The 25677-nt window shown below is 31.8% G+C and carries 25 protein-coding genes; 24 read left to right on the top strand and 1 reads right to left on the bottom strand.

The window, feature by feature from the left end; all coding sequences use genetic code 11:
• The first annotated feature begins 34 nt into the window (after nucleotides 1-34).
• Together BUB95_RS04995 and BUB95_RS04990 are read left to right on the top strand one after the other, a co-directional pair.
• On the top strand, nucleotides 35-1663 hold the full coding sequence (locus tag BUB95_RS04995; RefSeq protein WP_073083846.1) for a lytic transglycosylase domain-containing protein: 1629 nt from the start codon (nucleotides 35-37) through the stop codon (nucleotides 1661-1663).
• Between the two features lie 22 nt (nucleotides 1664-1685).
• Complete coding sequence (locus BUB95_RS04990; protein ID WP_073083844.1) at nucleotides 1686-2657, top strand: DUF4837 family protein; 972 nt, start codon at nucleotides 1686-1688, stop codon at nucleotides 2655-2657.
• A gap of 75 nt (nucleotides 2658-2732) precedes the next feature.
• Here BUB95_RS04990 and BUB95_RS04985 read toward each other — a convergent pair whose 3' ends face one another.
• Nucleotides 2733-2915 carry a twin-arginine translocase TatA/TatE family subunit gene (locus tag BUB95_RS04985; RefSeq protein ID WP_073083841.1) on the bottom strand — a complete coding sequence of 61 codons (183 nt, stop codon included), beginning with the start codon at nucleotides 2913-2915 and terminating at the stop codon, nucleotides 2733-2735.
• Between the two features lie 116 nt (nucleotides 2916-3031).
• Here BUB95_RS04985 and BUB95_RS04980 point away from each other — a divergent pair, with 116 nt between their 5' ends.
• From BUB95_RS04980 to BUB95_RS04875, 22 genes are all read left to right on the top strand, one after another.
• Nucleotides 3032-3898, top strand: coding sequence for a M23 family metallopeptidase (locus tag BUB95_RS04980; protein WP_073083839.1), 867 nt, complete (start codon nucleotides 3032-3034; stop codon nucleotides 3896-3898).
• Nucleotides 3898-5400, top strand: a complete 1503-nt coding sequence (locus tag BUB95_RS04975) for a GH3 auxin-responsive promoter family protein (protein ID WP_073083837.1) — start codon at nucleotides 3898-3900, stop codon at nucleotides 5398-5400. The genes BUB95_RS04980 and BUB95_RS04975 overlap by 1 nt, the downstream gene beginning before the upstream one ends.
• Nucleotides 5401-5426: 26 nt before the next feature.
• On the top strand, nucleotides 5427-7115 hold the full coding sequence (locus BUB95_RS04970; RefSeq protein ID WP_073083835.1) for a DUF6909 family protein: 1689 nt from the start codon (nucleotides 5427-5429) through the stop codon (nucleotides 7113-7115).
• Between the two features lie 3 nt (nucleotides 7116-7118).
• Complete coding sequence (locus BUB95_RS04965; protein WP_073083832.1) at nucleotides 7119-8174, top strand: hypothetical protein; 1056 nt, start codon at nucleotides 7119-7121, stop codon at nucleotides 8172-8174.
• Nucleotides 8164-9186, top strand: a complete 1023-nt coding sequence (gene rfbB, locus BUB95_RS04960) for a dTDP-glucose 4,6-dehydratase (RefSeq protein ID WP_073083830.1) — start codon at nucleotides 8164-8166, stop codon at nucleotides 9184-9186. The genes BUB95_RS04965 and rfbB overlap by 11 nt, the downstream gene beginning before the upstream one ends.
• Complete coding sequence (gene rfbA, locus BUB95_RS04955) at nucleotides 9187-10053, top strand: glucose-1-phosphate thymidylyltransferase RfbA (protein WP_073083827.1); 867 nt, start codon at nucleotides 9187-9189, stop codon at nucleotides 10051-10053.
• Between the two features lies 1 nt (nucleotide 10054).
• The gene (gene rfbC, locus BUB95_RS04950; protein WP_073083825.1) at nucleotides 10055-10600 is read left to right on the top strand and encodes a dTDP-4-dehydrorhamnose 3,5-epimerase; all 546 of its coding nucleotides are present in this window, start codon (nucleotides 10055-10057) and stop codon (nucleotides 10598-10600) included.
• The gene (gene rfbD, locus BUB95_RS04945) at nucleotides 10597-11457 is read left to right on the top strand and encodes a dTDP-4-dehydrorhamnose reductase (protein ID WP_073083823.1); all 861 of its coding nucleotides are present in this window, start codon (nucleotides 10597-10599) and stop codon (nucleotides 11455-11457) included. Before rfbC ends, rfbD begins: the two co-directional genes overlap by 4 nt.
• A 46-nt stretch (nucleotides 11458-11503) precedes the next feature.
• Nucleotides 11504-12772, top strand: coding sequence for a nucleotide sugar dehydrogenase (locus BUB95_RS04940; RefSeq protein WP_073083821.1), 1269 nt, complete (start codon nucleotides 11504-11506; stop codon nucleotides 12770-12772).
• On the top strand, nucleotides 12772-13425 hold the full coding sequence (locus BUB95_RS04935; protein WP_073083819.1) for a DNRLRE domain-containing protein: 654 nt from the start codon (nucleotides 12772-12774) through the stop codon (nucleotides 13423-13425). Before BUB95_RS04940 ends, BUB95_RS04935 begins: the two co-directional genes overlap by 1 nt.
• Before the next feature lie 15 nt (nucleotides 13426-13440).
• Complete coding sequence (locus BUB95_RS04930) at nucleotides 13441-14631, top strand: hypothetical protein (protein WP_073083816.1); 1191 nt, start codon at nucleotides 13441-13443, stop codon at nucleotides 14629-14631.
• Complete coding sequence (locus BUB95_RS04925; RefSeq protein WP_073083814.1) at nucleotides 14618-15940, top strand: oligosaccharide flippase family protein; 1323 nt, start codon at nucleotides 14618-14620, stop codon at nucleotides 15938-15940. The genes BUB95_RS04930 and BUB95_RS04925 overlap by 14 nt, the downstream gene beginning before the upstream one ends.
• A gap of 19 nt (nucleotides 15941-15959) precedes the next feature.
• The gene (locus BUB95_RS04920) at nucleotides 15960-17213 is read left to right on the top strand and encodes a hypothetical protein (protein ID WP_073083811.1); all 1254 of its coding nucleotides are present in this window, start codon (nucleotides 15960-15962) and stop codon (nucleotides 17211-17213) included.
• Between the two features lie 22 nt (nucleotides 17214-17235).
• A complete protein-coding gene (locus tag BUB95_RS04915; RefSeq protein ID WP_200777199.1) occupies nucleotides 17236-18036 on the top strand; it encodes a glycosyltransferase in 801 nt (266 codons plus the stop codon).
• Nucleotides 18037-18042: 6 nt separating this feature from the next.
• Entirely contained in the window at nucleotides 18043-18468 is a 426-nt protein-coding gene (locus BUB95_RS04910) for an FAD synthase family protein (protein ID WP_073083809.1), read from the top strand.
• 1 nt (nucleotide 18469) lies between these two features.
• Nucleotides 18470-19294, top strand: a complete 825-nt coding sequence (locus BUB95_RS04905; protein WP_073083806.1) for a polysaccharide deacetylase family protein — start codon at nucleotides 18470-18472, stop codon at nucleotides 19292-19294.
• Nucleotide 19295: 1 nt separating this feature from the next.
• Nucleotides 19296-20126: a LicD family protein gene (locus BUB95_RS04900; protein ID WP_073083803.1), complete on the top strand. Its 831-nt coding sequence runs from the start codon at nucleotides 19296-19298 to the stop codon at nucleotides 20124-20126.
• A gap of 6 nt (nucleotides 20127-20132) precedes the next feature.
• A complete protein-coding gene (locus tag BUB95_RS04895) occupies nucleotides 20133-20633 on the top strand; it encodes a metallophosphoesterase (RefSeq protein ID WP_073083801.1) in 501 nt (166 codons plus the stop codon).
• A gap of 1 nt (nucleotide 20634) precedes the next feature.
• Nucleotides 20635-21891 carry an O-antigen ligase family protein gene (locus BUB95_RS04890; protein WP_159432638.1) on the top strand — a complete coding sequence of 419 codons (1257 nt, stop codon included), beginning with the start codon at nucleotides 20635-20637 and terminating at the stop codon, nucleotides 21889-21891.
• Nucleotides 21884-22477 (top strand): sugar transferase, encoded by a 594-nt coding sequence (locus BUB95_RS04885; RefSeq protein ID WP_073083797.1) that lies wholly within the window; start codon nucleotides 21884-21886, stop codon nucleotides 22475-22477. Before BUB95_RS04890 ends, BUB95_RS04885 begins: the two co-directional genes overlap by 8 nt.
• A 3-nt stretch (nucleotides 22478-22480) precedes the next feature.
• The gene (locus BUB95_RS04880) at nucleotides 22481-23608 is read left to right on the top strand and encodes a DegT/DnrJ/EryC1/StrS family aminotransferase (RefSeq protein ID WP_073083794.1); all 1128 of its coding nucleotides are present in this window, start codon (nucleotides 22481-22483) and stop codon (nucleotides 23606-23608) included.
• Nucleotides 23609-23706: 98 nt separating this feature from the next.
• Nucleotides 23707-25674, top strand: coding sequence for a polysaccharide biosynthesis protein (locus tag BUB95_RS04875; RefSeq protein WP_073083792.1), 1968 nt, complete (start codon nucleotides 23707-23709; stop codon nucleotides 25672-25674).
• The last annotated feature ends 3 nt before the right edge of the window (nucleotides 25675-25677 follow it).

Genomic DNA, 25677 nt, shown 5'->3' with positions numbered 1-25677 from the left:
TGCTATCCGTTAGCAATATTAAACAGACTTACTTATGAAATCTAAAATCTGCATTTTACTTATTGTTTTTGTTGGAGCTTTTGGCTTTGCTCAAGATTCTATTCCTACGCCTGAAAAACAAAGAATTACAGAGAAGGATTTTGAAAAAGGTAAAACCTATGTTATTGACACCATTATCAATGGGCAAACGTATTATAAGCCTAGTAAGAGCAAGGTGTTAGATGGGGCTTCAGCAACGAATAATAAAATACCAGCCATAAGTGATACGACTAAAATAAAGTCGCTAGAAGATGATAAGCGTGCTGCAGAACTTGACGAAAAATGGTTAGAGGAATTATATAGTAATGCGCTTTACGATACTATTTATAAGTCTGTAACTAACCTTGATTATGAGCCTGTAGACTATCCAGAGCTATCGACCGATACTTTAAAGGCAAGATTAAAACGCCTAAATGCGAGAACACCTTTTAATATTGAATACAATCCGTCTTTAGAAAGTGTTATAAAACGCTACTTAAAAACCAGAAGAACGTCCATGGAAAGACTCATGGGATTAAGTCATTTTTACTTTCCTATGTTTGAAGAAGCTCTCGATAAAGAGGATATTCCCTTAGAAGTAAAATATCTAGCCATAGTAGAATCGGCATTAAAACCTAGAGCGCGCTCCAGAGTTGGTGCAACAGGGCTTTGGCAGTTTATGTTTGGCACAGGTAAAGAGTATGGGCTTGATGTTAGTAGCTATGTAGATGAGCGCAGAGACCCTATCAAGTCAACAGATGCTGCAGCCAAATACTTAGCAAGATTGTATAAGATTTTCGGTGATTGGGATTTGGCTTTAGCATCGTATAATTCAGGACCTGGAAATGTGTCTAAAGCTATTAGACGCTCAGGGGGTTACACCAATTATTGGAATATAAGACCACATCTTCCACGTGAAACAGCGGGTTATCTTCCGGCTTTTCTAGCAACTATGTATATTTTTGAGTTTGCCGAGGAACACGGTTTTAAGCCAGAAAGACCAAAATATCAGTATGTAGAAACAGACACTATTCGTGTAAAGCAGATGATAACTCTAGACCAAGTGGCAGAGGTGACTGACGTAAATATTGAAGAGCTTCAGTATTTAAACCCGTCATACAAGCTAGATATTATACCCTATATTAAAGACGAAAATTACAACATTCGCTTACCTCGACATGCTATTGGGCCTTTTGTAGCTAACGAAGATAAAATCTATGCTTTTGCTAAAGCTGAGTTTGACAAGCGTGAAAAACCTTTACCTCAATTTTTTGAAAACGACACAAAAGTGAGATATCGTGTTAGAAGTGGAGATTATCTAGGGAAAATAGCACGAAAATACGGTGTACGTGTTAGTCAGATAAAACGTTGGAATGGCTTACGTAGTAATAACCTTAAAATTGGTCAACGACTCACCATATACCCACGAAATCCTGTAGCTAGTACATCAAAGTCTACTTCAAAATCTAAACCAAAAACCACAGTTAGCAAAGCTGGGAAAAAGACTTACAAAGTTAAATCTGGAGATTCTCTTTGGAGTATTGCTCAAAAGTTTTCTGGAGTTTCTGTTCAAAATTTAAAAGATTGGAACGATATTAGTAGCAATAAACTCAAAATTGGAATGACTCTTGTAGTGTCCCAGTAAACCAATTCAAAATTTTAAGAATATGAAACATATTATCGCTTTATTTTGTTTGCTATTAGTACTCAGTTGTGATGAAAAGAAAGACAACGTACGTTACCTATCTGCATCTTCAGGAAATATAAATTCTATTTCTGTAGTCGCTGATAATTTACTTTGGGAAGACAAAGTTGGAGAAGCTATAAGAGCAGTATTAGCCGCACCTGCAAAAGGCCTACCTCAAGAGGAGCCTATGTTTTCACTAAAACAAATACCAACACCAGTTTTTGATGGTTTTGCTACAAAAAGTAGAATAATCTTAAAGATTGAAAAAACAGATTCTACAGGGATAGTTATAAGAGACAATGTATATGCTAAGCCACAAACTGTAGTTACTGTAAAAGGGAAGACAGACCAAGAAATCATTAACCTTATAAAAGAGAATGAGCTAAAAATTATAGATGCTTTTACTAAGCGAGAGGTAGAAGAAAAGTTAAGACGTATAAATAAATCTCTGCTCAAGGACGAGGCTATGGAAAATGCTTTAGGGTTTACGATAGATATTCCTTCAGCATATAAAATAGGAAAAGCGGAAGATGATTTTTTCTGGGTTCGTAAAGGGTTGAGCAATAATAAAACCATGGACCTAATGTTTTACAGTTATCCGTTAGATTCTATTAGACAAGGGGATAGCACTATTGTAGACATTATAAAAATGCGAGACAAAATTACAGCTTCTGAAATTCCTGGAGAAGATGGCATTATTATGAAAACTGAAGACGCTTATGTACCATCATTATTTGAGGCCATAATAGATAATAAACCAGCATATGAGACAAGAGGTATGTGGGAAATTGAAGGCGCTTACATGGCAGGACCTTTTGTAAATTATGCTATTGAAGATAAAGTAAATAACAGATATCTTGTTGCAGAGGGTTACGTTTATGCACCATCTTTAGACAAACGCGAATACGTTTTTGAACTAGAGTCAATTATAAAATCTATAAAGATTAAATAGGGTATTTGTTTCACAGATATAAAATAAAAAAGCCAACTCACTGAGTTGGCTTTTCATTTTATGTAGTTAAAAGACTTAGTCTTTTTTCTCTACTTCTTTAGAATCGTCCTTACTAGCGTCCTTAAATTCTTTAATTCCGCTTCCTAAACCTTTCATTAATTCAGGGATTTTCTTTCCACCAAATAACAAAATAATGGCAAGCCCAATAATTACCCATTGCCATGGACCTATAGCTAATACAATTGACATTAAAATCATAATAATTAAATTAGGATACAAAGTTAGTAATTAAAGTTTAATTACAACGTTAAGACATCAACTTTAGGATTTAATAACTTAGCAATTACGCTATTTTATATACTTTTGTTTCACTCATGGCAAAAAAAGAAAAAAAGAAAAAGCTACTTAAAAAAAAGCTACTTCATAAGTATCGTTTAGTGGTACTTAACGAAGACACCTTTGAGGAGCGTTATGCTATAAAACTCAACAGGCTCAACGTCTTTGTTTTAACAGCGCTTTCGGCCATTTTATTAGTAGGTTTTACAACTATTCTAATCGCTTACACGCCATTAAGAGAATACATTCCTGGGTATTCTTCCACGTCGTTAAAGAAAAAAGCAACTGAGCTCACTTATAAAGTTGATTCTTTACAACAGCAATTAGTGTTTAATGACCAATATTATGCCTCTATAAAAAAAGTACTAACAGGTGAGGTTGCTGAATTCGATTTTAACCGAGATTCTATTATAGAAGCTGCCAAAGCTGAGGATATAGAAGCTGTTTTTCCCAACAAAGAAGACTCCTTACTGAGAGCGAAGGCTGCAAAAGAAGACAAGTACAATCTTTTTGATTCCGAAACTAACAGTTCAAATTTTGTATTATTCCCACCTGTAAACGGAACTATTTCCGAAGGTTATAACTTAGAAGAAAAGCATTTTGCCGTAGATGTTGTTGTTCCAGAAACAACACCCGTAAAAGCTACCGCAGATGGCATTGTTATTTTTGCAGAGTGGACGGTCAGTACAGGCTACGTTATTATTTTAGAACATAGCAATGAGTTGATTTCTATTTATAAACACAACGGTTCTGTAACCAAAGAACAAGGAGACTTGGTAAAAGCAGGTGAGGTTATTGCACTTTCTGGAAATACGGGAGAGCTAACTACTGGACCACACCTACATTTTGAGCTTTGGAGCAAAGGCTACCCAATTAACCCCACAAACTTTATCGACTTTCAGTAATGGCATCCATAAAAGCAATTTTAGCAAAACCTTTTGCAAAAAGAGTCGCAAAGCAAATAAAAAAATGGTCATCTCACCCCATTGAAACTCAAGAAAAAGTGTTTCAAAAACTCATAGCAGACGCTGTTGGGACAGCTTTTGGAAAAGACCATGATTTTATAAGTGTAAATAACCACGAGGATTTTGTAAAACGCGTTCCTATCAGAGATTATGAAGCTTTAAAGTCTTATATAGAGCGTGTGGTAGATGGAGAAGAAGATGTCTTATGGAAAGGCAAACCTATATATTTTGCTAAAACATCAGGGACTACATCTGGTGCCAAATACATCCCAATAACCAAAGATAGTATGCCGAGCCATGTAAAAGCAGCTCGAAACGCTATTTTGATGTATATAAATGAAACCGGTAATACACGTTTTGTAGATGGTAAGATGATATTTCTTCAAGGAAGCCCAATTCTTAAAGAGCAAAAAGGAATTCAATTAGGAAGACTCTCAGGGATTGTGGCGCATTATGTTCCTAAGTACCTTCAAAAAAACCGATTGCCAAGTTGGGAAACCAATTGTATTGAAGATTGGGAAACCAAGGTTGATGCTATTGTAGAAGAGACTTTACCCGAGAATATGACAATTATTTCGGGTATTCCGTCGTGGGTTCAGATGTATTTTGAAAAGCTCATTGAGAAAACAGATAAAAAGGTAGGTGATATCTTCAAAAACTTTAATCTTTTTATATTCGGAGGCGTCAATTATGAGCCTTACCGAGCGAAGTTCGAAAATTTAATAGGGCGTAAAGTAGACAGTATTGAGCTTTATCCTGCCAGCGAAGGTTTTTTTGCCTTTCAAGACAAGCAAAATGAAAAGGGAATGTTGCTTCAGTTGAATTCTGGTATCTTTTATGAGTTTGTAGAAGCAGAACATTTCTTTGAAGACAATCCCCAACGCATTACGCTAAAAGATGTAAAAGTTGGTATTAATTACGTGATGATTATATCCACCAATGCAGGACTTTGGGCATACAACATTGGAGACACCGTTCAATTTACGAGTACTTCACCTTACAGAGTCATTGTTTCAGGACGTATAAAGCACTTTATTTCAGCCTTTGGAGAACATGTCATAGGAAAAGAAGTGGAGCAGGCCATGAACGAAGCTATTCAATCTTCAGAAGTATCAATTAACGAATTTACCGTTGCACCTCAAATTAATCCCGAAGAAGGTTTACCCTACCATGAGTGGTTTGTAGAATTTGAAAACGAACCTAAAGATTTTGTAACTTTTACAAATGTAATAGACCAATCGCTTCAAGCCCAAAACAGCTATTATAAAGATTTGATTGACGGGAAAGTTCTCAGACCCTTAAAAATAACTAAAGTTAAGAATGAAGGATTTAAAAATTATATGAAATCGATTGGTAAATTGGGTGGACAAAACAAAATTCCTAGATTATCTAATGACAGAAAAATAGCTGACGAGTTGTACAATAAAGGATTGGTGAAATAGTTTATATTTGCAGGCTAAATAAAATAATGAAAGCCAAAAAGAAGATACATAAAAGAACGCGCGCACAACAGAGTTCTAACGCTATAGAACGCATGTACATTACTATGCGTCACTTGTTCAATAGAGGTTTTTATAAGCCAATGGGTGTTTCTGGTGAAACTCTTCGTGAAGCCTTATTGCTACTAAGACCAGAGATTTACGGTTCTATTTCAGATGAAAAAGCCGAACTCGAAGGGCTTTTATATGTTATTGATAGACTACCTCACGGGATAGAAGAGTGTAGATTTATTAACTTAACTAGCGATGAGGGTTATGGAGACTCTCATTTTCAGGTTATTATTCCGCCTAAAAGAAGACGCAATTGCTACCGCATTGATGAGGAGCAAATGAATATTGAAATTACACGCGGTCGTAGCGAAATCTATGATATACTAACACATTTGACGTTCCTTTTTGTTGAATCTCACAAAATTAGTAAACGTGTTTTAATCGACGATAATGGTAGTACAATAAGAGATTGGGTAAAGTTAGAAACGGCTGTAAAAAAGAATAAAAAACTCACTCAAAAAGAGCGCGAAATAGCCATAACTCACACAGCTCATATTTTAGGACGAACATTTAATGAGATTTCGGAAGTATACAGCGATTTCGCTACAGACACTCAACCAGAGCGATTCCTGAATATTGTATATTGGTTAGGTAAACTTGCTATTGAAGAGTCAGTAAATAATAACAAAAGAACAGTAACTTTTAGTCCAGTTTTAAGAGAGCGATTAGGACATCATATCCATGGCGAAGTTTGGGCAGATAACATAAAGTCTGTTTTACATGAGCAAAATCTATTAGAAAGACCTATTCATATCATAAGTGCTAATATGCATAGTGTTATGAATTCTTTATTTGCAGATTCGGCTATAAAGTCGCCTAAAGCTAAAGACATTTATGAAGTTTTTGAGTCGCTTAGCCAGCCGCAAAATGGGGCTATGCGAACCAAGGTGGAAACTCTCGCTTTCAAAAACGGGATGACCTACATTAAGGACACTTCTGGAACCAATATCAATGTTCAGATTTTTGATACTAATAAGATAGACTTTACTAAAACTAACTTTCAATACCAAGAGACAAAACTTGAAGATAAGGTTGTTATTGTAGTTATGGACTATGCCTTTGGAGAGCAAGCCTACGAAACTATGGACGAGTTATTAAAACCTGTTTCAGTAAATGGAGATAAAGTTCATTTAGATGTTAAGTCTATCTCAATAATGGGTAAGGCGGGTATACTTCAAGGCGGTAAAGGTGATGTTATGATTCCTTCGGCACATATTTTTGAAGGTACAGCAGACAATTATCCGTTTAAGAATGAGTTATGTAAACAAGATATGGTAGATTGCGGAGTTGACGTTTATGAAGGTTCAATGATAACAGTACTAGGCACATCATTACAAAACAAAGAGATATTAAAGTTCTTTAAAAAGTCAACATGGAATGTTATAGGACTAGAGATGGAAGGCGCACATTACCAAAAAGCTATACAGGCTGCCTCTAGAGTAAGAGGTAATATAAATGAAGACGTTAAAGTAAGATACGCCTATTATGCCAGTGATAACCCCCTAGAAACAGGAAGTACATTAGCTTCTGGAGGTTTAGGCTCAACAGGTGTTAAGCCAACATATGTTATTACGAATAAAATATTACAACAAATATTCAATCAATAGATTATGAGTGAAAATAACCAACAAACAAATCAAGAAGAAGTGGATTTAGGACAACTATTTAAAATTATAGGTAAAGCAATTAATAGTGTTATCGGTTTTTTTGTGTCTATATTTAAATTTATTTTTTCAACTTTCATAGGATTTTCTAGAGTAATAATAAATAATTGGAAAATTATTGCAGCTGTTATCTTCATAGGTTTTGTTGGAGGGAAGCTTTTGGAAATACAGAGCTCAACTATTTATAGCTCAAAAATGATGGTCAAACCTTATTTTGAGTCAAAATATCAACTAATTTCTAATATTGATTATTATAATTCGCTTTTGAAAAACGAGGACTACAAACAATTGTCTAATATTTTCAGTGTTGAAGAGGATAGAATTCAAAAACTTAAAAACTTTGAAATAAAGCCAGGGCCAGAGTCTGAAAACGATAGGCTTCTAAAATTTAATGAGTTTAAAAAACAATTAGATAGTTTAACCGCTTCAACCATTACGCTTGAGACTTTTGTAGAGAATAGATCTTTATATAATGGTAGTATATATGAAATAACTGTTGAATCTCTAGATAATAGAATTTTTAGAAACTTGGAACCAGGATTAAACTCAAATTTTAAAAACAACTATTCAGAGAAAATTCGAAATCGTAGAGATTCGATAGTAGAAATTGAAAGAAGAAACTTAAATAAATCTTTACAGGAAATAAAAACACTACAAAAAGTGTATATTGATATTCTTGAAGACGAATCTAAAAACCCCAAAGATAAAGGAGTTAAGTTAGGAGAGGGATTTTCGATATCCACTGATGACGAGAAAACTAGAGAGTACGATTTATTGAACAGAGAATTAGAAATACGAAATAAGTTACAAGAATTAGATAAATCAGTAGCTGTTGAAGATGAATTTTTTGATATTATTTCTAGTTTTCAGGAAGTCGGTACACCAACAGATTCATGGGAACAAAAATATGGCTATATTTTCCCAGCGGTAGGATTAATTTTTCTATTACTTCTTTTCCTGCTGATGAGTTTCGTGAAATTTGTAAATAAATATGAAGACTAGTAATCCCTCAATATTAATAACAGGAGGATTAGGATTTATAGGTTCCAATTTTATTCAATACTATTTAAAAAAGTATTCGAAACATCAAATCGTAAATTTAGATAAGCTCACCTATGCAGGAGAGCTTTCTAATTTAAAGGCAGTTGCAAATTACCCTAATTACACTTATATCAAAGGAGATATTTGTGATAAAGACTTAATTAAAAGTCTCTTTGAGGAATATAACTTTTCGCATGTCATTCACTTTGCGGCAGAATCCCACGTTGATAATTCAATAGCAAGCCCAGATGCATTTATAAACACTAATGTTGTGGGGACATTTAACCTATTAGATGTTGCTAGAAGTTCTTGGATGGAGAGTCCATTTAAAGTTAAAAATGGACGCGAAAAAAACAGATTTCATCATATTTCTACAGATGAAGTTTACGGAACATTAGGAGAAACTGGTTTGTTTACTGAAAGTACACCTTATGCCCCCAATAGCCCATATAGTGCGTCTAAAGCATCATCAGATTTTTTAGTAAGAAGTTATTTTCACACTTACGGGATGAATGTGGTAACTACTAATTGTAGTAATAACTACGGACCAAAGCAGCATGATGAAAAGTTGATTCCGACGATTATTAGAAAAGCATTAAAAGGTGAGCAAATTCCAATTTATGGTGATGGTAAAAATATTAGAGATTGGCTCTATGTTTTAGACCATTGTAAAGGTATTGATTTAGCGTTTCAGAAAGGTAAATCAGGAGAAACCTATAATATCGGCGGTAAAAATGAAAGAGACAACCTTTATATAGCTAATACAATTTGTAGTATTTTAGATAATTTAAGACCACGAGAGGACTCTTATTCGAGTTTAATAACCTTTGTGTCGGACAGGCCAGGTCATGATTTTAGATACGCTATTGATGCCTCAAAAATTGAAAATCAATTAGGTTGGAGCGCAGATGAAGATTTTGAATCGGGTATCATAAAAACCGTAAATTGGTACATCAATAAATACGAGCAATAAATGAAAGGAATAATTCTAGCTGGAGGTTCTGGAACTCGCTTGCATCCGCTCACATTAGCGGTAAGTAAGCAGTTGATGCCTATTTATGATAAACCGATGATTTACTATCCACTCTCCACTCTGATGTGGGCAGGGATTAGGGAAATATTAATTATATCAACACCACAAGACTTACCACTTTTTGAGAAACTTTTAGGTGATGGTTCTCAATTGGGTTGTAGCTTCAATTACGCAGAGCAATCACATCCTAATGGTTTAGCAGAGGCTTTTATTATAGGAGAAGATTTTATAGGAGAAGATAAAGTGGCGCTCATTCTGGGAGATAATATTTTTTATGGTACTGGACTCTCAGATTTACTCCAACAAAACAATAATCCTGAAGGCGGAATAGTTTATGCTTATCACGTTCACGACCCAGAACGCTATGGTGTTGTTGAGTTTGACGAAAATGAAAATGTTGTATCTATCGAAGAAAAACCTCATAATCCAAAATCTAATTTTGCAGTACCAGGCATTTATTTTTACGACAACAATGTTGTTGAAATAGCGAAACAAATTAAGCCGAGTCCAAGAGGGGAACTTGAAATTACAGATATAAACAAGGCTTATTTAAGTAGAGGAAATCTTAAAGTAAGTATATTAGATAAAGGCACTGCCTGGTTAGATACAGGGACTTTTCAATCACTATTACAAGCGTCTCAATTTGTTGAGGTTATCGAAGAACGTCAAGGTCTTAAAATTGGTGCAATAGAAGAAGCAGCATATTCTATGGGTTACATCGACGACAATCAATTAATTAAACTTGCCGAACCATTAGTTAAAAGCGGATACGGTAAACACTTATTAAGCCTAGTTAATAGCAGATAATATGCAGATTAAAAAAACCAATCTTGATGGGTGTTACATTATACAACCGAGACTTTTTAAAGACGAAAGAGGCTCTTTTTTTGAAGGCTTTAATAGTAAGATTTTTGAAGAGCTAACAGGATTAAATTTAGATTTTGTTCAGGATAATCAATCAACCTCTTCAAAAGGCGTTTTAAGAGGGTTACATTTTCAAAAAGGAAAATATGCCCAAGCAAAATTGGTACGTGTAGTCAGAGGCTCAGTTCAAGATGTTGTAGTAGATATTAGACCAAAATCCAAAACTTTTGGAATGTATTTTTCAATAATACTTTCAGGAGAAAATAACACTCAGCTTTTTATTCCTAGGGGGTTTGCGCATGGCTTTTTGGTTTTAGAAGAAAACACAATTTTTACATACAAGTGCGATAACTTTTATAATAAAGAAAGTGAATCGGGTATAATTTATAATGATGTAAATCTCAATATTGAATGGAAAAATCTAGATGTAGATTATAAACTATCACAGAAGGACTTGCAATTACCTAAACTTGAAGATTTAGTATTATGATTTCAGTTTTAGTTACAGGTAAAGACAGTCAACTGGCGCAATGTATTCGAGATTTACAAGAGAACTGTCCAGAGATATCATTTGATTTTAAAAATTCAAAAGAATTAGATATTACCTCAGAGCAATCTGTAGCAAAAACTTTTAAAGCTAAGACATACGATTATTGTGTTAATTGTGCTGCTTACACAGCGGTTGATAAAGCTGAAATAGAACCTCAGAAAGCAAAACTTGTTAATACTATTGGAGTTAAAAATTTAGCCTTAGCTTGTAAGAGGCACAATGTAGTTTTAATTCATATTTCAACAGATTTTGTGTTTGATGGCAAAAAGAAAACGCCTTACACAGAAGAAGACCAGACTAATCCTATCAACGTCTATGGAAAAACAAAACGAGATGGAGAAATAGAAATACAAAAAACTTTAAAGAGGTATTTTATAATTCGCACATCTTGGTTATACTCTAATCACAGTAATAACTTTGTAAGAACGATACTTAGGCTATCTAATGAAAAGGAAGAGATAGATGTAGTTAATGATCAAATTGGTTGTCCCACTTACGCTTCAGATTTGTCTGTTTTTATTTGTAAAATCATTACTTTAAATTCCGAACATTATGGCATATATCATTTTAGCAATGAGGGCAAGGCGACTTGGTATGGTTTTGCTAAGCAAATTATTGAGTATTGGCAGTTAAATTTAAAGCTAAACTCAGTTAATTCTAATGAGTATATTACCAAAGCTAAACGTCCTGGCTTTAGTGTTCTAGATACCTCTAAAGCGAAGCATACATTTGAAATAATAACCAAAGAATGGAAAAGCAGTCTTTACAAATGTTTTCTTTCGTACGATATACAATAAGTTGCCAATATCTTTTAAAATAACCGATATTTACAAATAAATTGACATGAATTACAAAATAGCGATAATTGGTTTAGGATATGTTGGTCTTCCTTTAGCAATTGAGTTTGCCAAAAAATATAGTGTAGTAGGGTTTGATATTAACAAAGAAAGAGTAAATGAATTAAATAAATGCTACGACAATACTTCCGAAGTAAGTAGCAATGATTTAAAAAAAGTTCTAAATCAACAGAAAAACAAACTATTTCTTTCTTTCAATGTTGAAGACATAGCCAATTCTAATATATATATAGTTACTGTTCCCACACCAGTTGATAGAAATAATAGACCTATTTTGAAGCCATTAGAAAAAGCATCGAAAACAGTAGGGAAGCTTTTAAACAAAAATGACATTGTTATTTATGAATCAACTGTATATCCTGGTGTTACAGAAGAAGAATGTGTTCCTATTCTTGAGAAATACAGTAGTTTAAAATTTAATGAAGATTTTTATTGCGGTTATTCACCCGAGAGAATCAATCCGGGCGATAAAACACGTACTGTTGCCAATATTAAAAAAGTAACTTCAGGATCAACTCCAGAGATAGGAAAAAAAATAGATAATCTATATAAATCAATAATTGTAGCAGGGACACATCTAGCACCAAGTATTAAGGTTGCTGAGGCTTCTAAGGTAATTGAAAATGCTCAAAGAGACGTAAATATTGCATTTGTTAATGAACTAGCTGTGATATTTAGTAAGTTGGGTATAGATACCCATGATGTTTTAGAAGCAGCTGCAACTAAGTGGAATTTTTTACACTTTAAGCCGGGTCTTGTAGGTGGTCATTGTATTGGTGTTGACCCGTTTTATTTAGCACAAAAAGCTCAAGAAGTTGGTTATCATTCTGAAATTATTTTAGCAGCAAGGAGGTTAAATGATAGTATGGCAGAATTTGTTGCGACCGAAATCTTAAAGCTAATGGTGAAAAATAATATTAATGCTAATTCTGCTAAGATATTAATGTTAGGGTTAACATTTAAAGAGAATTGCTCGGATATTAGAAATACAAAAGCTGTTGATTTATACAAAACACTTTTGCAATACAATTCTCTTATACATGTTTATGACCCTAATGCCAATACAAATGAGGTTAAAATAAGATATAATATTGATTTGCTTCCTAAAATAGAAGAAAGTTATGATGTCATAATTTTAGTTGTTGGACATAACGATTTTTTAGACTTAGATTTTAGTGAAATAAGAAGCAGCAATAGTATAATTTATGATTTAAAAGGAGTGCTTTCTAAAAAAATTACCGAAAACAGACTTTAATGAAAAAAATCAAATTTACTATCGATTTTCTGATTGGACACAGGAAACAAAATTTCCTTTTCCTTCTCACACTTTTCTTTTTATTAAGTTGTAACAAAGAAATAAAAAAATGGTCGTTTCGGCCAAACGAAATTACAGGGAAGGACGCATTTATCAGTCATGGAAATCCAAAAACAAGTTTTTCAGGATCTGACAAGTTACACATGTTGTCACTATCAGTAAATGACTCTATACCAAATGACCAAAGGTTTTTAATTAGGTTTGGTTTTAGAACAATTCCAGACAAAACAGTTGTTGATTCTGCTTTTATATATCTATATGCTTTGGAACCGGGTCATTTTGGAAAAAACAACTCTTTTATGAGTTATGAAATAAATGAATTGTGGGTTAGTAGAGATGTGAATTGGGAAAATCAACCCGCCCTTAGAGAGAAATCAAAAAAGACTTATATGGCCCCTCAAGAAAAATATCAAAACTATAAGATAGATGTGACGGATTATGTTAATAAAGTATTAATTGGAGAAATTAAGAATTATGGCCACCTTTTTATGCTTGAGGACGAAATGAAGTCTTATAAAGGAGTAAGATTTCACTCAAGTAATAGTAAGAAAGAAGAGTTAAGGCCTAAATTGGAAGTATTCTATAGAGAATAAGAAGGTAAGTTACAGATGAATATATTTAAAATCTCCACCACTTTAAGAGAATTTCTTTCTAATTACATTCTTATATTCTTTTTCTTATACGATTTTATCGTAAAAGTGATTGTGGATTTTACGGGGTACAAACTATTTTATAATTATGTCATTGTTTTTAAATCTTCATTAATTTTTTTTTTATTACTAAAACTTGAAATAAAAAAAGTAAAAAAAGAGCTGACCATATCGGTAATTTTATTGTCCATCGCCTATGTAATAACACAATTAACATCTTATAGACTTTTAAATATAGATGACATTAAGTATAATGGCTATTATTTTTTAAGCAGTATAGTTTCAATACTATTTTTAATCTATTTATTACAGAAAAATAAGCTAATAACCATTGAAAAATCCGTATCAAGCTTTCTGTTTTTCATGACTATTAATTCTATTTGTGCTATAATTGGATATGTTTTTAATATAAGTTTTTTTGAATCTTATTTCCGGGGTAATAGATTTGGATATTCTGGTATGCTCTTATATCATCATGAGATTGGATATATCTTTTTTGTTACTGTTGTACTATCATATTTTCATTTTACTAAGAATAAATCAGTATTTAATGTTGTTAGTTTCCTACTAATTTTTACTTCTTCATTCTTATTTGGGACAAAGAAAACAGTCTTTTTCTCTTTGTTTTTTTTACTTTTCCTATTTATAAAATATATAAAAAACTACAGATTTCTTATTTCTATTACTTCTTTAGCATTAATTCTTGGTTTGATTTTTAATAAAACCCTATTAAAAATCTACAATACTTATTATGAATTATTTTATGGTATTTATTTGAGAGACGGATTTTGGAGCTCATTTTTATCACATAGAAATAATCTTCTCACAGATAATTATATTCCCTATTTTATGGAAGAAAAGAGCCTGAAATCTATCTTATTTGGCTTCCCTTTATACAACGCACATAAAGCTGAGTTAGAGTTTTTTGATTTATTTTTATTTTTTGGCATATTAGGACTTTTGAGTTACTTTTTTTATTTCAAGTTTCTTCTAAATAAAAAGAGTAAAACCACTTATTTTTTAATTTTATCGCTTTTATTTGGGTCTCTTTTCTCAGGAAATTTACTAGCCAGCGTTAACGTTATGATTCTATTGATATTGACTGTGTGGTATATTAACCAACAAAAAAACGCTTATGAAAGCAATTAAGGATGGTATTTATGCGACGCTAGATGTAGTTTTTGCTCCAATACTTTTGGTAGTTGCAACACCAATATTTATAAGTCAAGTCGGGATTGAAAAATATGGCTTATGGATACTAATTAATAGCATATTAGCCTCATTATCAATTTTTAATTTTGGAATAAATGAAACGATTATAAAATTTATTTCTGAGGCAAAAAGCTATTCAAACTACAAAGATCAACAGAAAGTGTTCAGCTCTGTCTTGGTTTTCTTAATTTTTTTAGCTGTTTTATTTTTAGGCTTATACTATCTTATTTATTGTGTAAATTTTTATGTGGAATTTTTCAAAGTTACAGATCTTCATAAAATTCTACCTTATGCTATTCCCCTATTCTTTATAAAGCAAATTGAACAAGCATTGTTTGCGCTTCACAAGTCTTACGAAAATTATAAGCAACTCGCCAAGCATTCTTTTATTTCAAAATTTATTTTATACAGTGCGCAGATTATAACGGTATACGTTTTTTCAGATGTGGGAATTGTTTTTTTTATATCATCTATTTCTGCATTTATCTATTTAGTAGTTCAGTTTTTTCTTTTAAAAAAAAGATATGGGCCAATTTTTCATTTTAGATTCTCTAGTTACAATAAGTTTAAAGATATGTTAGGCTACAGCAAGTGGGCATGGTTCTCTAGTACAATACTGATTTTTAATTCACATGTAGATAAATGGATTGTTAGCGCTTTACTTGGACTTAAATATTTTGCATATTATGCAATAGCAGTATCTGTTTTAAATCAATTAAAAACAATTATAACAGCTTCGGTCTCTTGGGTTTTTCCAAGAATTTCAGGTAATCAAATATCAGAAGCTAATCAGGCTAAATTTCATATTCACCTCACTATTTTTGTTTCTCTAGCGGGTCTTTTTGTTAGTTTATTTTTAGAAAAAATTGATTTTTTCTTTTTGTCATGGCTTGGAGCAGAGACTTTTGAAAACAGTAAATTATTACTACATACTTTTTTACTTTTATTACCTGTTTGGTTAATGTCTTCTGTATCATTTTATTTCCTATTAGGCTTGGGTATTGTAAAAAAGAAGTTCTTTGTAGATTTAATAGTTTTAATTTTAAGAATATCTGTAGCTTTTATTGCAATCCTTTACTTTAATTTTGATAGATGGCCAATACTTTTTGGTATTCCAATTTTAGTTGAAATACTTTTTTATGCACTCTCAATCAATAGAAAAGTAAAATTAAAACTACATTTCTTGAGCTTATTTATAATTATTAACTTAATTATAATGTTATTGCGATACCAAAATATTTTATGATTATTAGTAGTAAGTAGAGATGTACAAAGAAATAAAAGGATTTAACATACTCTCAGGTTTTGTAGTAGCGTTATTTTTTTTCCCATCAATAACGTTTGGAACACTAGAAGCTGAAGTTTTCCCCTGGGGAATAATTTTGTCTTCAATGCTATTGGTAAGACAAAGAAAAATTAATGCCTACTATATTTTATTTTTAATAATTCTTTTAATTAATGTCTTTTATTCAAGCATTATATACATTAGCGATTTAAGAATACCTGAAGTTGTTAGGTCTCTTTTTGCTTATTGTAACAGTAGCTTGTGTTTGGTTGTTTTTTATCAAACTTCTGAAACATTAACTCTTAAAACCATTAAATTAGTAAAAAAGTTATTCATATTCTTACTAGTTCTTGGCTTACTTCAACTTATAGGTGTAATAGGTTTTCTAGACCCGATATTCAAATTTCTTATCCCCAGATCTAGCTCAGAGTCATTGTCTCATGTGTCAAGAGGTGTTACGCTATTAGCAACAGAACCAGCAAGGGCGGGTGTAAGTCTTGTTTTTTTCTATATAGTCGTAAGAGCGGTATTTATAAAAAAGAATAAAACATTTTATGATATAGCCTTTTTTGCATTCCTAGTTTTGGTTTTAAAATCTATAATGGCACTGGGAGTATATTCAGTTTTTATCTTGCTAGTATATAGGATTAAATTAATTAAGATATCAATAATAGTTATAGTTTTGGCTATTTTTGCAGACGTTTTTGGAGGTGGAGGAAGAGCTCAAAGAATGTTAGAAAAGATAAAAGAACAAGAAAATCTTGCAGATGCCACAATGGTGGTGGTTGATTTAGCAGGGCCGAGACTAATTTCAATTTATTCATCATGGTTATACAGTTCTCAAAAGCCTTTAGGAGGAGGTATAGGATATTGGAGACAAACCTCAGTAGAAGCACTTAACATGACAGGAGTAGATTTTTCCAAAATCAATTATTTTAAATTCAAAGGAAACTCAAAAGCAATATCGACTAGATCAAGCGGTTACATATCCAATTTAGTGCTTGATACGGGATATTTAGGTGTATTTGTTTTTACACTATTTCTCTATAGTATATTCAAAAAGTTCTGGAAAAATGGGAGAGAATCACAAAATATTATTTTAATCTTTATGTTCAAAATCTTATTTATTGGTTCAGTTGGACCACCGGACGCGTGGATTTTAAGTATTATAGCACTAAAGTATTTAGATTATAAAAGTGAAGTTAAAAACAACTCAATTACAATTAATGGATAGCTTACCCAAATTTTCAGTTTCAATGTCTGTATACAAAAATGATGACCCTAGTCATTTTGATACTGCTCTTCAGAGTTTGGTAAAACAGACAGTTAAGCCAGACGAAATAATAATTGTTGTAGATGGCCCAATTCCCAAAGAAATAGAAAAGGTTTTAGTTTCGTTTCAGGAAAACAACAAGAATATCATAGTTCATAGACTTAAAGAAAATATGGGTCATGGTTATGCTAGAAGCATTGGTTTAGAACTGAGTAGTTATGAGTATGTGGCCTTAATGGATAGTGATGATATTTGTATTGAAAATCGTTTTGAAAAACAGCTAAGTTTCTTTAGAGAAAACAGTGAGGTAAGTGTTTTAGGAGGTGTAATAGAAGAATTTTCTAAAGAAACAGACTCATCACTTCTCAAAAGAAAACTGCCAGAAACAGATGCAGAATTAAAAAAATACATGAAATATAGATGTCCATTTAATCAAATGAGTGTCATGTTTAAAAAAGAGGATGTTCTTGCTTCTGGAGGTTATAAGGACTGGTTTTGTAATGAAGACTATTATTTGTGGATACGTATGGCGTTAAGAAATTATAAGTTTCACAATCTCCAAACTTCGCTACTAAAGGTAAGAACTAATGAAAATTTTTATAAGAGAAGGGGAGGCTTTAAATATTTTAAAAGTGAAGCCAAACTTCAAAGACTTATGTTGTCAAAAGATATTATATCTTTGCCAATATTTTTATCTAATGTAACGATTAGATTCATAGTTCAGGTTTTACTGACAGAAAAATTAAGAAAATATTTTTTTAAACTCTTCACCAGATCAAATTAAACTTAAGTGAAAAAACAAATAATAGGATATACAGCCGGTGTTTTTGACATGTTCCATGTCGGACATCTAAATATATTAAAACAAGCTAAAGACAATTGTGACTACTTAATAGTTGCAGTTAGCCCTGATGAATTAGTAAAATCTTACAAGGGAAAAAAGCCAATAATTCCATTAGACGATAGAATGGAAATAATTAAGGCTATAAAGTATGTGGATGAAGTTGTCATTCAATACGATAGAGACAAAATAAAAGCGTTTAAAAAGTATAATTTCGACGTAATGTTTGTCGGTGATGATTGGAAAGGGAATGATTTGTTTCAAGAAGTTGAAAATGAACTAAAAAAACATAATAGCCGTGTCCATTTTTTTGCTTATACAAATAAAATTTCCTCAACAAAACTAAGAACCGTTTTAAAGGACGAATTAAAATAAAATGCAGTTTACTTACAAACAGCTTCATAAAATCTGCAGGGCAGCTGTTGATATAAAAAAAAGTATTACCGCCAATCAAATACTTGAGAATAACGAACAGGATACTGATTGGATTATTTTTAAGCATGATGTTGAAACCAATGTTTCAAGAGCACTTAAGATGGCTAAAATTGAAGCCCAATATGGTATAAAAGCCACCTATTACGTTCAAGGTTATTTACTTAAAGATAATGTAATGTTACTAAAGGAGATTGCAAATCTTGGCCACGAAGTAACGTATCATTATGACGTTTTAGATGCCAATAACGGCAATTACAAAAAAGCTAAAAAAGAATTTATAGATTATGTTAATGCTTTTGAGAGTTATGGTTTTATTGTAGAGACTTTATGTCCTCATGGTAATCCGTTAATGATTAGAGATGGTTGGAGTTCTAATAAAGATTTTTTTAGAAATACAGATATTGCTTCAGAATTCAGCCATATGTTAGACATAGTGGTGGATTTACCAAAAAAACTAAAATCGGATTACATATATGTTTCTGATGCGGGATTCAAGTTCCAAATAATATCGAATGTTCATAGTAATGACATTAATAATTCAGGTGATATTCAAATTAAATCTATGGCAGATTTTATTGGACTTTTAAAAGATAATAAAAAAGTAATTTTTAGTACACATCCCCATAGATGGAAAAAGTCTAAAATATCGGCAGCAATGAACAAAATAAAATTTAAACTCATAAGAACTTTGGCTTTGCTAGTATCAAGAAACGACGCAGTCAAAAAGTTTTTAAGTAGATTTTATTTTTTAGCAAAAAAAATATAATATGACAGAAAATGAGCTCAAAAGTATCCACTCCAAACTAATTGTCATAGCTGAATATTTTGATAATTTTTGTAAAGAAAATGACATTGAGTATTACCTAATGGGCGGAACGGCTTTAGGAGCAATAAGACATAAAGGTTTTATACCTTGGGACGATGATTATGATACTTTTATGGATTATGCTAACTATACAAGATTTAAGCAAGTTGTCAAAGAAAAATTGGACACGAATCAATACTATTTTCAAGAGGAAGATACTGAAGAATTTCCACTTTTTTTCAGTAAATTAAGAATGAATAATACAACCTATATAGAAAAAGATTCGGTTGGAAGAGACATGCATCATGGTCTTTTTTTAGACATTATGTGTCTTAACAATACCTATAAAAATAAGTCCCTAAGATATCTTCAGTATATAGCCGCACGCGCCGTAAATGCAAAAGCTCTAGCAAAGAAAGGCTATTTAACCCAAAGCAGAAGTAAAATAGTAGCATTAAGATTAGCTAAAGTTTTGATTAGTAGTTCCGTAAAGAAAATATTGCTTAGATTTATAAGGAGACTAAATAATAAAGACACTGAATATATAGGGCATTTTTTTGGAAGAGCTCCTTTTAAAAGAACTTCTTTCAAAAGAAGTTTAATAGGAGAAGGAAAATATGTGAAATTTGAAACCTTATCACTTCCAGTATTTTACAGTGTCGAAGAATATTTAAGAGTTAGATACGGAGATAAGTTTATGGAAATGCCTTCTCAAGAAGTGAAAGATTTATATCCATCTCACGCATATATTGTTGATTTAAATAACAACTACTCAAAATATATGCAAAAATAGAAAACTATGAAAATTGGTATTTACTCTGATGTACATGATAATGTTTATAATTTAAAAAAGACACTTAAATATTTCAAAGAAAACGGTATTAAGGAGACTTTTTTTTGTGGAGATTTTTGTTCACCAATTCCTGCTAAAATAATCGGCGATAGCGGTATAAAAACTTATTGTGTTTTTGGCAATGGAGATGGAGATAGATTTACAATACTAAATTTAGCCAACACAAAGTTTTCAAATTTAATCATAAGTCCAGAATATACAGAAATTAAGGTCAATGAGAAAAAAATTGTAATGACACACTACCCATTTTATGCCCAATCTCTTGCAAAAAATGGGGAGTACGATTTGGTGCTATGCGGTCATACGCACGAACCTAAAATTGAAAAGTTTAGTAAAACTATCTTTATCAACCCTGGTGAAGTTATGGGCTGGAATGGCAATCCAACCTTTGTCGTTTATGATTTTGAAAGCAAGAATACTGATTTAATAAAAATAAATGACATTTAGTATGTTAAATACCTTAAATAGGTATAATTTTAAAAAATCAATAGATAAGATTATCTACTTTATCTTAGTATTACTCTCTTTTTACCCACTTCTTACTACAAACAAAATCTCAATATTAATATTACTCTTATTTAGTTTTTCAATACTTTTTAAACTGGATGTTATTAAAGATAACTTTAAAAGCTATGGAATTAAACCATTAATCATAAATTCACTTTTTTACATTGTAATAGCATTTTCATTAAGCTATTCTCCACTGAAGGAAAAAGGATTAGACATAATAGTTAGAAATATCTCTTTCCTTTTAGCACCATTGATATTTATTTATTCAATAAAAATACCTCCAAAGGTAATTCGCATTATATCAGGAGTATTTATACTATCGAACATAATAGTGTTTTTATATTTTGTTTTTAGATTAGGTTTATTAAGCAAGTTTATGTCTAACCCCGAGGAGTTTTTTAATATTCGATTTTTTATTGAAATAGGTAAGTCAGACTATAAAGATTGGCATCCTACATATATGTCTATTAATTACTTATTGAGTATATTAATGATACTGAAAGAGGTTAAAGAAAGTCGCAAATACTTAAAAAAGGTTTTGAGTCTAACATTAGTGGCAGTATTCTTTGTTTTTTTAATTATTTTAAACTCAAGAACAATTATTTTTTTAACACTACTTGCGATACCGACTTATTCAATTTTGATTTTTAAGTCAAAAAGAATAAAAATATTAATCTTACTCTCATCAGTAGCATCGTTTTTACTTTTTTCTCAAATTTCAAAAAGCAATAATGTTGGTAGGCTTTTTTTAGAGCCAATATCGTATAATTCCGACAATTTTAATTTAGAAAGAGTGCTAGGCCCTAGATATCACATCCAAAAATGCAGTATAGACTTAATTAGTGAGAGGCCCTTTTTTGGCTACGGCATAGGTTACGAAAAGCGACTGTTACCAAGTTATTGTTTGGAGATTAATAACTTTAAAAATCAATATCTAAATAATTACAGTTCCCATAATGTCTATCTTTCAACTTTATTTGCATCAGGAATACTTGGGCTATTACCTTTATTATTTATGCTTTCTAATAATATTTTATTAGCATTTAGAAAAAGAAGTTTTTTATATGGTATTGTACTTATTATTTTTGCATTTGCCTTTTTGACAGAAAACTATTTTATAAGACTTAACGGAGTTGTTTTATTCTCGTTTATTAATGCATATTTCTTTAGTTTAATATTTAAAAAAATTGAATAAAAAAGATATATTCTTAAAAAGAACCTTTGATTTATTATTATCAATAATAGGTTTAATATGCTTTGGATGGTTAATCCTTCTAGCGTCATTAATTTCATTTTTTGATACAGGGATGAACGGTTTTTACACTCAACAAAGAGTAGGACAGTTTGGCAGAGTGTTTAAAGTTTACAAAATAAGAAGTATGAAAAATATAGAAGGTGTCGTAACTACTGTCTCAACAGACAACGACCCAAGAATAACCAAAGTTGGAAGGTTCTGGAGAAAAACTAAAATTGACGAATTACCTCAATTATACAATGTATTAATTGGAGACATGAGTTTTGTTGGGCCAAGACCAGATGTTAAAGGTTTTGCAGATAAATTAGAGGGAGATGATAGGGTAATTCTAACAATTAAGCCAGGAATAACCGGACCAGCCTCAATTTATTATAGAAATGAGGAAGAAATTTTATCCAATCAAAACAATCCGGAGTTATACAACAAGACAATAATTTGGCCTAAAAAGGTAGATATTAATAAGAGCTATATAAAAAATTATTCCTTTTTTAAAGATATAGAATATATAGTTAAAACAGTTCTCTGATAAATGAATTCTAAAATATGGTTATCATCACCTCATATGGGAGGTCAGGAACAAAAATTTGTTCAGCAGGCATTTAACACTAACTGGATTGCTCCTTTAGGACCAAACGTTTCCGGTTTTGAATCGGATTTAGAAAGCTATTTAGATCAAAATAAGCACATAGCATGCTTATCTTCCGGTACTGCGGCTATACATTTAGCATTAGTACAGTTAGGTGTTACTTCTGGGGATGAAGTAATCTGTCAAACATTCACCTTTTGTGGTTCAGCAAATCCAATAATCTATCAAGGGGCAAAACCAATTTTTGTTGATAGTGAGCTCGATACTTGGAATATGTGCCCAAATCATCTAGAAGCAGCTATAAAAGATAGAATTTCTAAAGGCAATAAACCCAAAGCTATCATTATAGTTCATCTTTATGGTATGCCAGCAAAATTAGATGAGTTATTGTCTGTTGCAAAAAAGTATGAAATATCAGTTATAGAAGATGCGGCAGAGGCCTTAGGTTCTACTTATAAAGAAAGAAAATGCGGTACTTTTGGAACTTATTCTATCCTCTCATTTAACGGAAACAAAATTATAACAACATCAGGTGGAGGCGCGTTAGTTTGTAATTCAGATGAAGAAAAGCAAAAAACTATTTTTTATGCTACGCAGGCTAGAGATAGCGCCTCGCATTATCAGCACTCTGAAATAGGATATAATTACAGAATGAGTAATGTCAGTGCTGGTATAGGTAGAGGTCAAATGCAAGTACTTGATAAACACATAGACCTACGTCGTAAAATGAACTTATTTTACAAAGAAAGTTTTAAAAACATCAAAGGCATTTCTGTTTTTGGTGAATACTCAAACAATATTGTCTCTAACCATTGGTTAAGTTGCATTATTGTTTCTAAAGATGCTAGATTCACTAAAGAACAGTTTCAAAGGGCTATGGAAAAAGAAAATATCGAGACCAGACCACTTTGGAAACCTATGCACCTCCAGCCTGTATTTAAACACATGCCATACTATGGTTCAAAGAATAGTGAAACACTGTTTAAAACCGGCTTATGCTTGCCAAGCGGTTCAAATCTCTCTATTGAAGATAAAGAAAGAATATTTAATACCATATCTCAATTATTATAATCCGATAAACATATAACAAAAACTAGTTAGGCTTAAATAATTTCTCTATTCACATTATAATTAAGATATTTGCAGATACTCAAAAGACCAAAACCTAGATGTATAAAAGGTTCAAAAATGCATTATATCAAGTACTAGAATCTAGTAAAAAGAGACTTGATTTTAAAAACGTTGGATATCTTCCTAGATGGGCAATATTAGGATTTGATACTACAATACTATTCATCTCTCTTATTGTAACTAAACTTGTTGTTGGTAAAATCAAAAATCAGCTTTTTGAATTGTCTTTCTCTACAACAGAATTTGTAATTATATGTGTTAATATTGCCTTTTTTATTCTATATAGAACCTACGCAGGGCTTATAAGGCACTCTACATTTTTAGATGCTGTTAGATTTTTGGTAGCTACTTTATCTACGCTAATTACTATTCTGGTAGTATATTATATAAATTATCTCTACAATTCCACAGAGATTATTTTTATTCCTTCATTATTAATATATGCTCTTATCTCATTTTGTGGATTATTTTTATTCAGAGTTATAGTAAAACAAATATTCGAAGTTTATTTAAATTTTAGTAACAAACAGAATGAACTTAATGTGTTAGTCTATGGTACAGACGAGAACGCAATAGCAATAGCAAGTGCACTAAAATCCGAAAAACCAAATAGATTTTCAGTTTTAGGGTTTATTGATAAAGCAGAACGTAATAAAAGTAAACAGATATTAGGACTGCCAATCTTCAATATAAATCGTAACATAGCTGTTACATTACGTATACATAGCGCACAGGCACTTATTCTTGCAGATAAAGATATTTCAAAAGAAGAAAACATTGCTATTATTGATAAATGTTTAGACTATAATTTAAAAGTGTATAGAGCTCCACTATTATCTGATATTGAAGAAAATAAGAATATCACTAGCCAGATTGAAAAAATTCAAATAGAAGATATTTTAGAAAGAGCACCAATCAAATTAGATAATAAGCTAGTAGCTAAAGAGATATTTAATAAATGTGTAATGGTTACTGGTGGAGCGGGGTCAATTGGAAGCGAAATAGTAAGACAAGTTGCGGGCTACAAACCCAGTAGGTTAATTATTTTAGACCAGGCAGAGTCCCCACTATACAACATTCAACTCGAGATAAAAAACAATTTTCCTCAACTAAGTTACGAAGCGGTAATTTGCGACGTTAGAAGCATTGATAAAATCAGAAAAGTGTTTAAACAACAAAAGCCAGATGTTGTTTATCACGCCGCAGCCTACAAACACGTACCATTAATGGAGAACCATCCATCAGAGGCTGTATTCTCTAACGTTTTAGGCACCAAGAATGTTGCCGACTTATCTCAAGAATATGGTGTAGAGAAATTCGTGATGGTTTCAACAGATAAAGCAGTAAATCCAAGTAATGTTATGGGTGCATCAAAGCGTATTGCTGAAATATATGTACAAGCGTTACAAGAGGATAATAATAAAAGCCTTAAGAAAACAACAGGCTTTGTAACTACCAGATTTGGTAATGTTTTAGGGAGTAATGGTTCTGTGGTTCCATTATTCAAAAAACAAATCGAAGAAGGAGGTCCAGTAACTATTACTCATCCAGATATTATTAGATATTTCATGACTATTTCTGAAGCTTGTCAGTTAGTTTTAGAAGCTGGAGCAATGGGTAATGGAGGCGAGATTTTTATCTTCGATATGGGTAAAGCTGTGAGAATTATTGATTTAGCTAAGAAAATAATTAGACTAGCGGGTTATACACCCAATAAAGATATGTCAATTAAGATTATTGGATTAAGACCAGGAGAAAAGTTGTACGAAGAGTTGCTTAATGATAAAACAACAACATTGCCAACTTACAATGAAAAAATAATGATTGCCAAAGTTAACACACAGGAAATTGCTGAAGTAGTATCTAATATAGAAGAGCTCATAGAAATTTCCAAAGGAGGTGTAAAAGGGGATATAGTAAAAAAAATGAAGACTATAGTACCAGAATTTGTTAGCATGAATTCTGACTATGAAAAGTTCGACAAAACAAAAGAAAAAGCGAGTTAATTT

The organism is Winogradskyella jejuensis (assembly GCF_900129745.1).
Lineage (GTDB): Bacteria > Bacteroidota > Bacteroidia > Flavobacteriales > Flavobacteriaceae > Winogradskyella > Winogradskyella jejuensis.
This window is presented reverse-complemented; position numbering and strand designations above follow the sequence as displayed.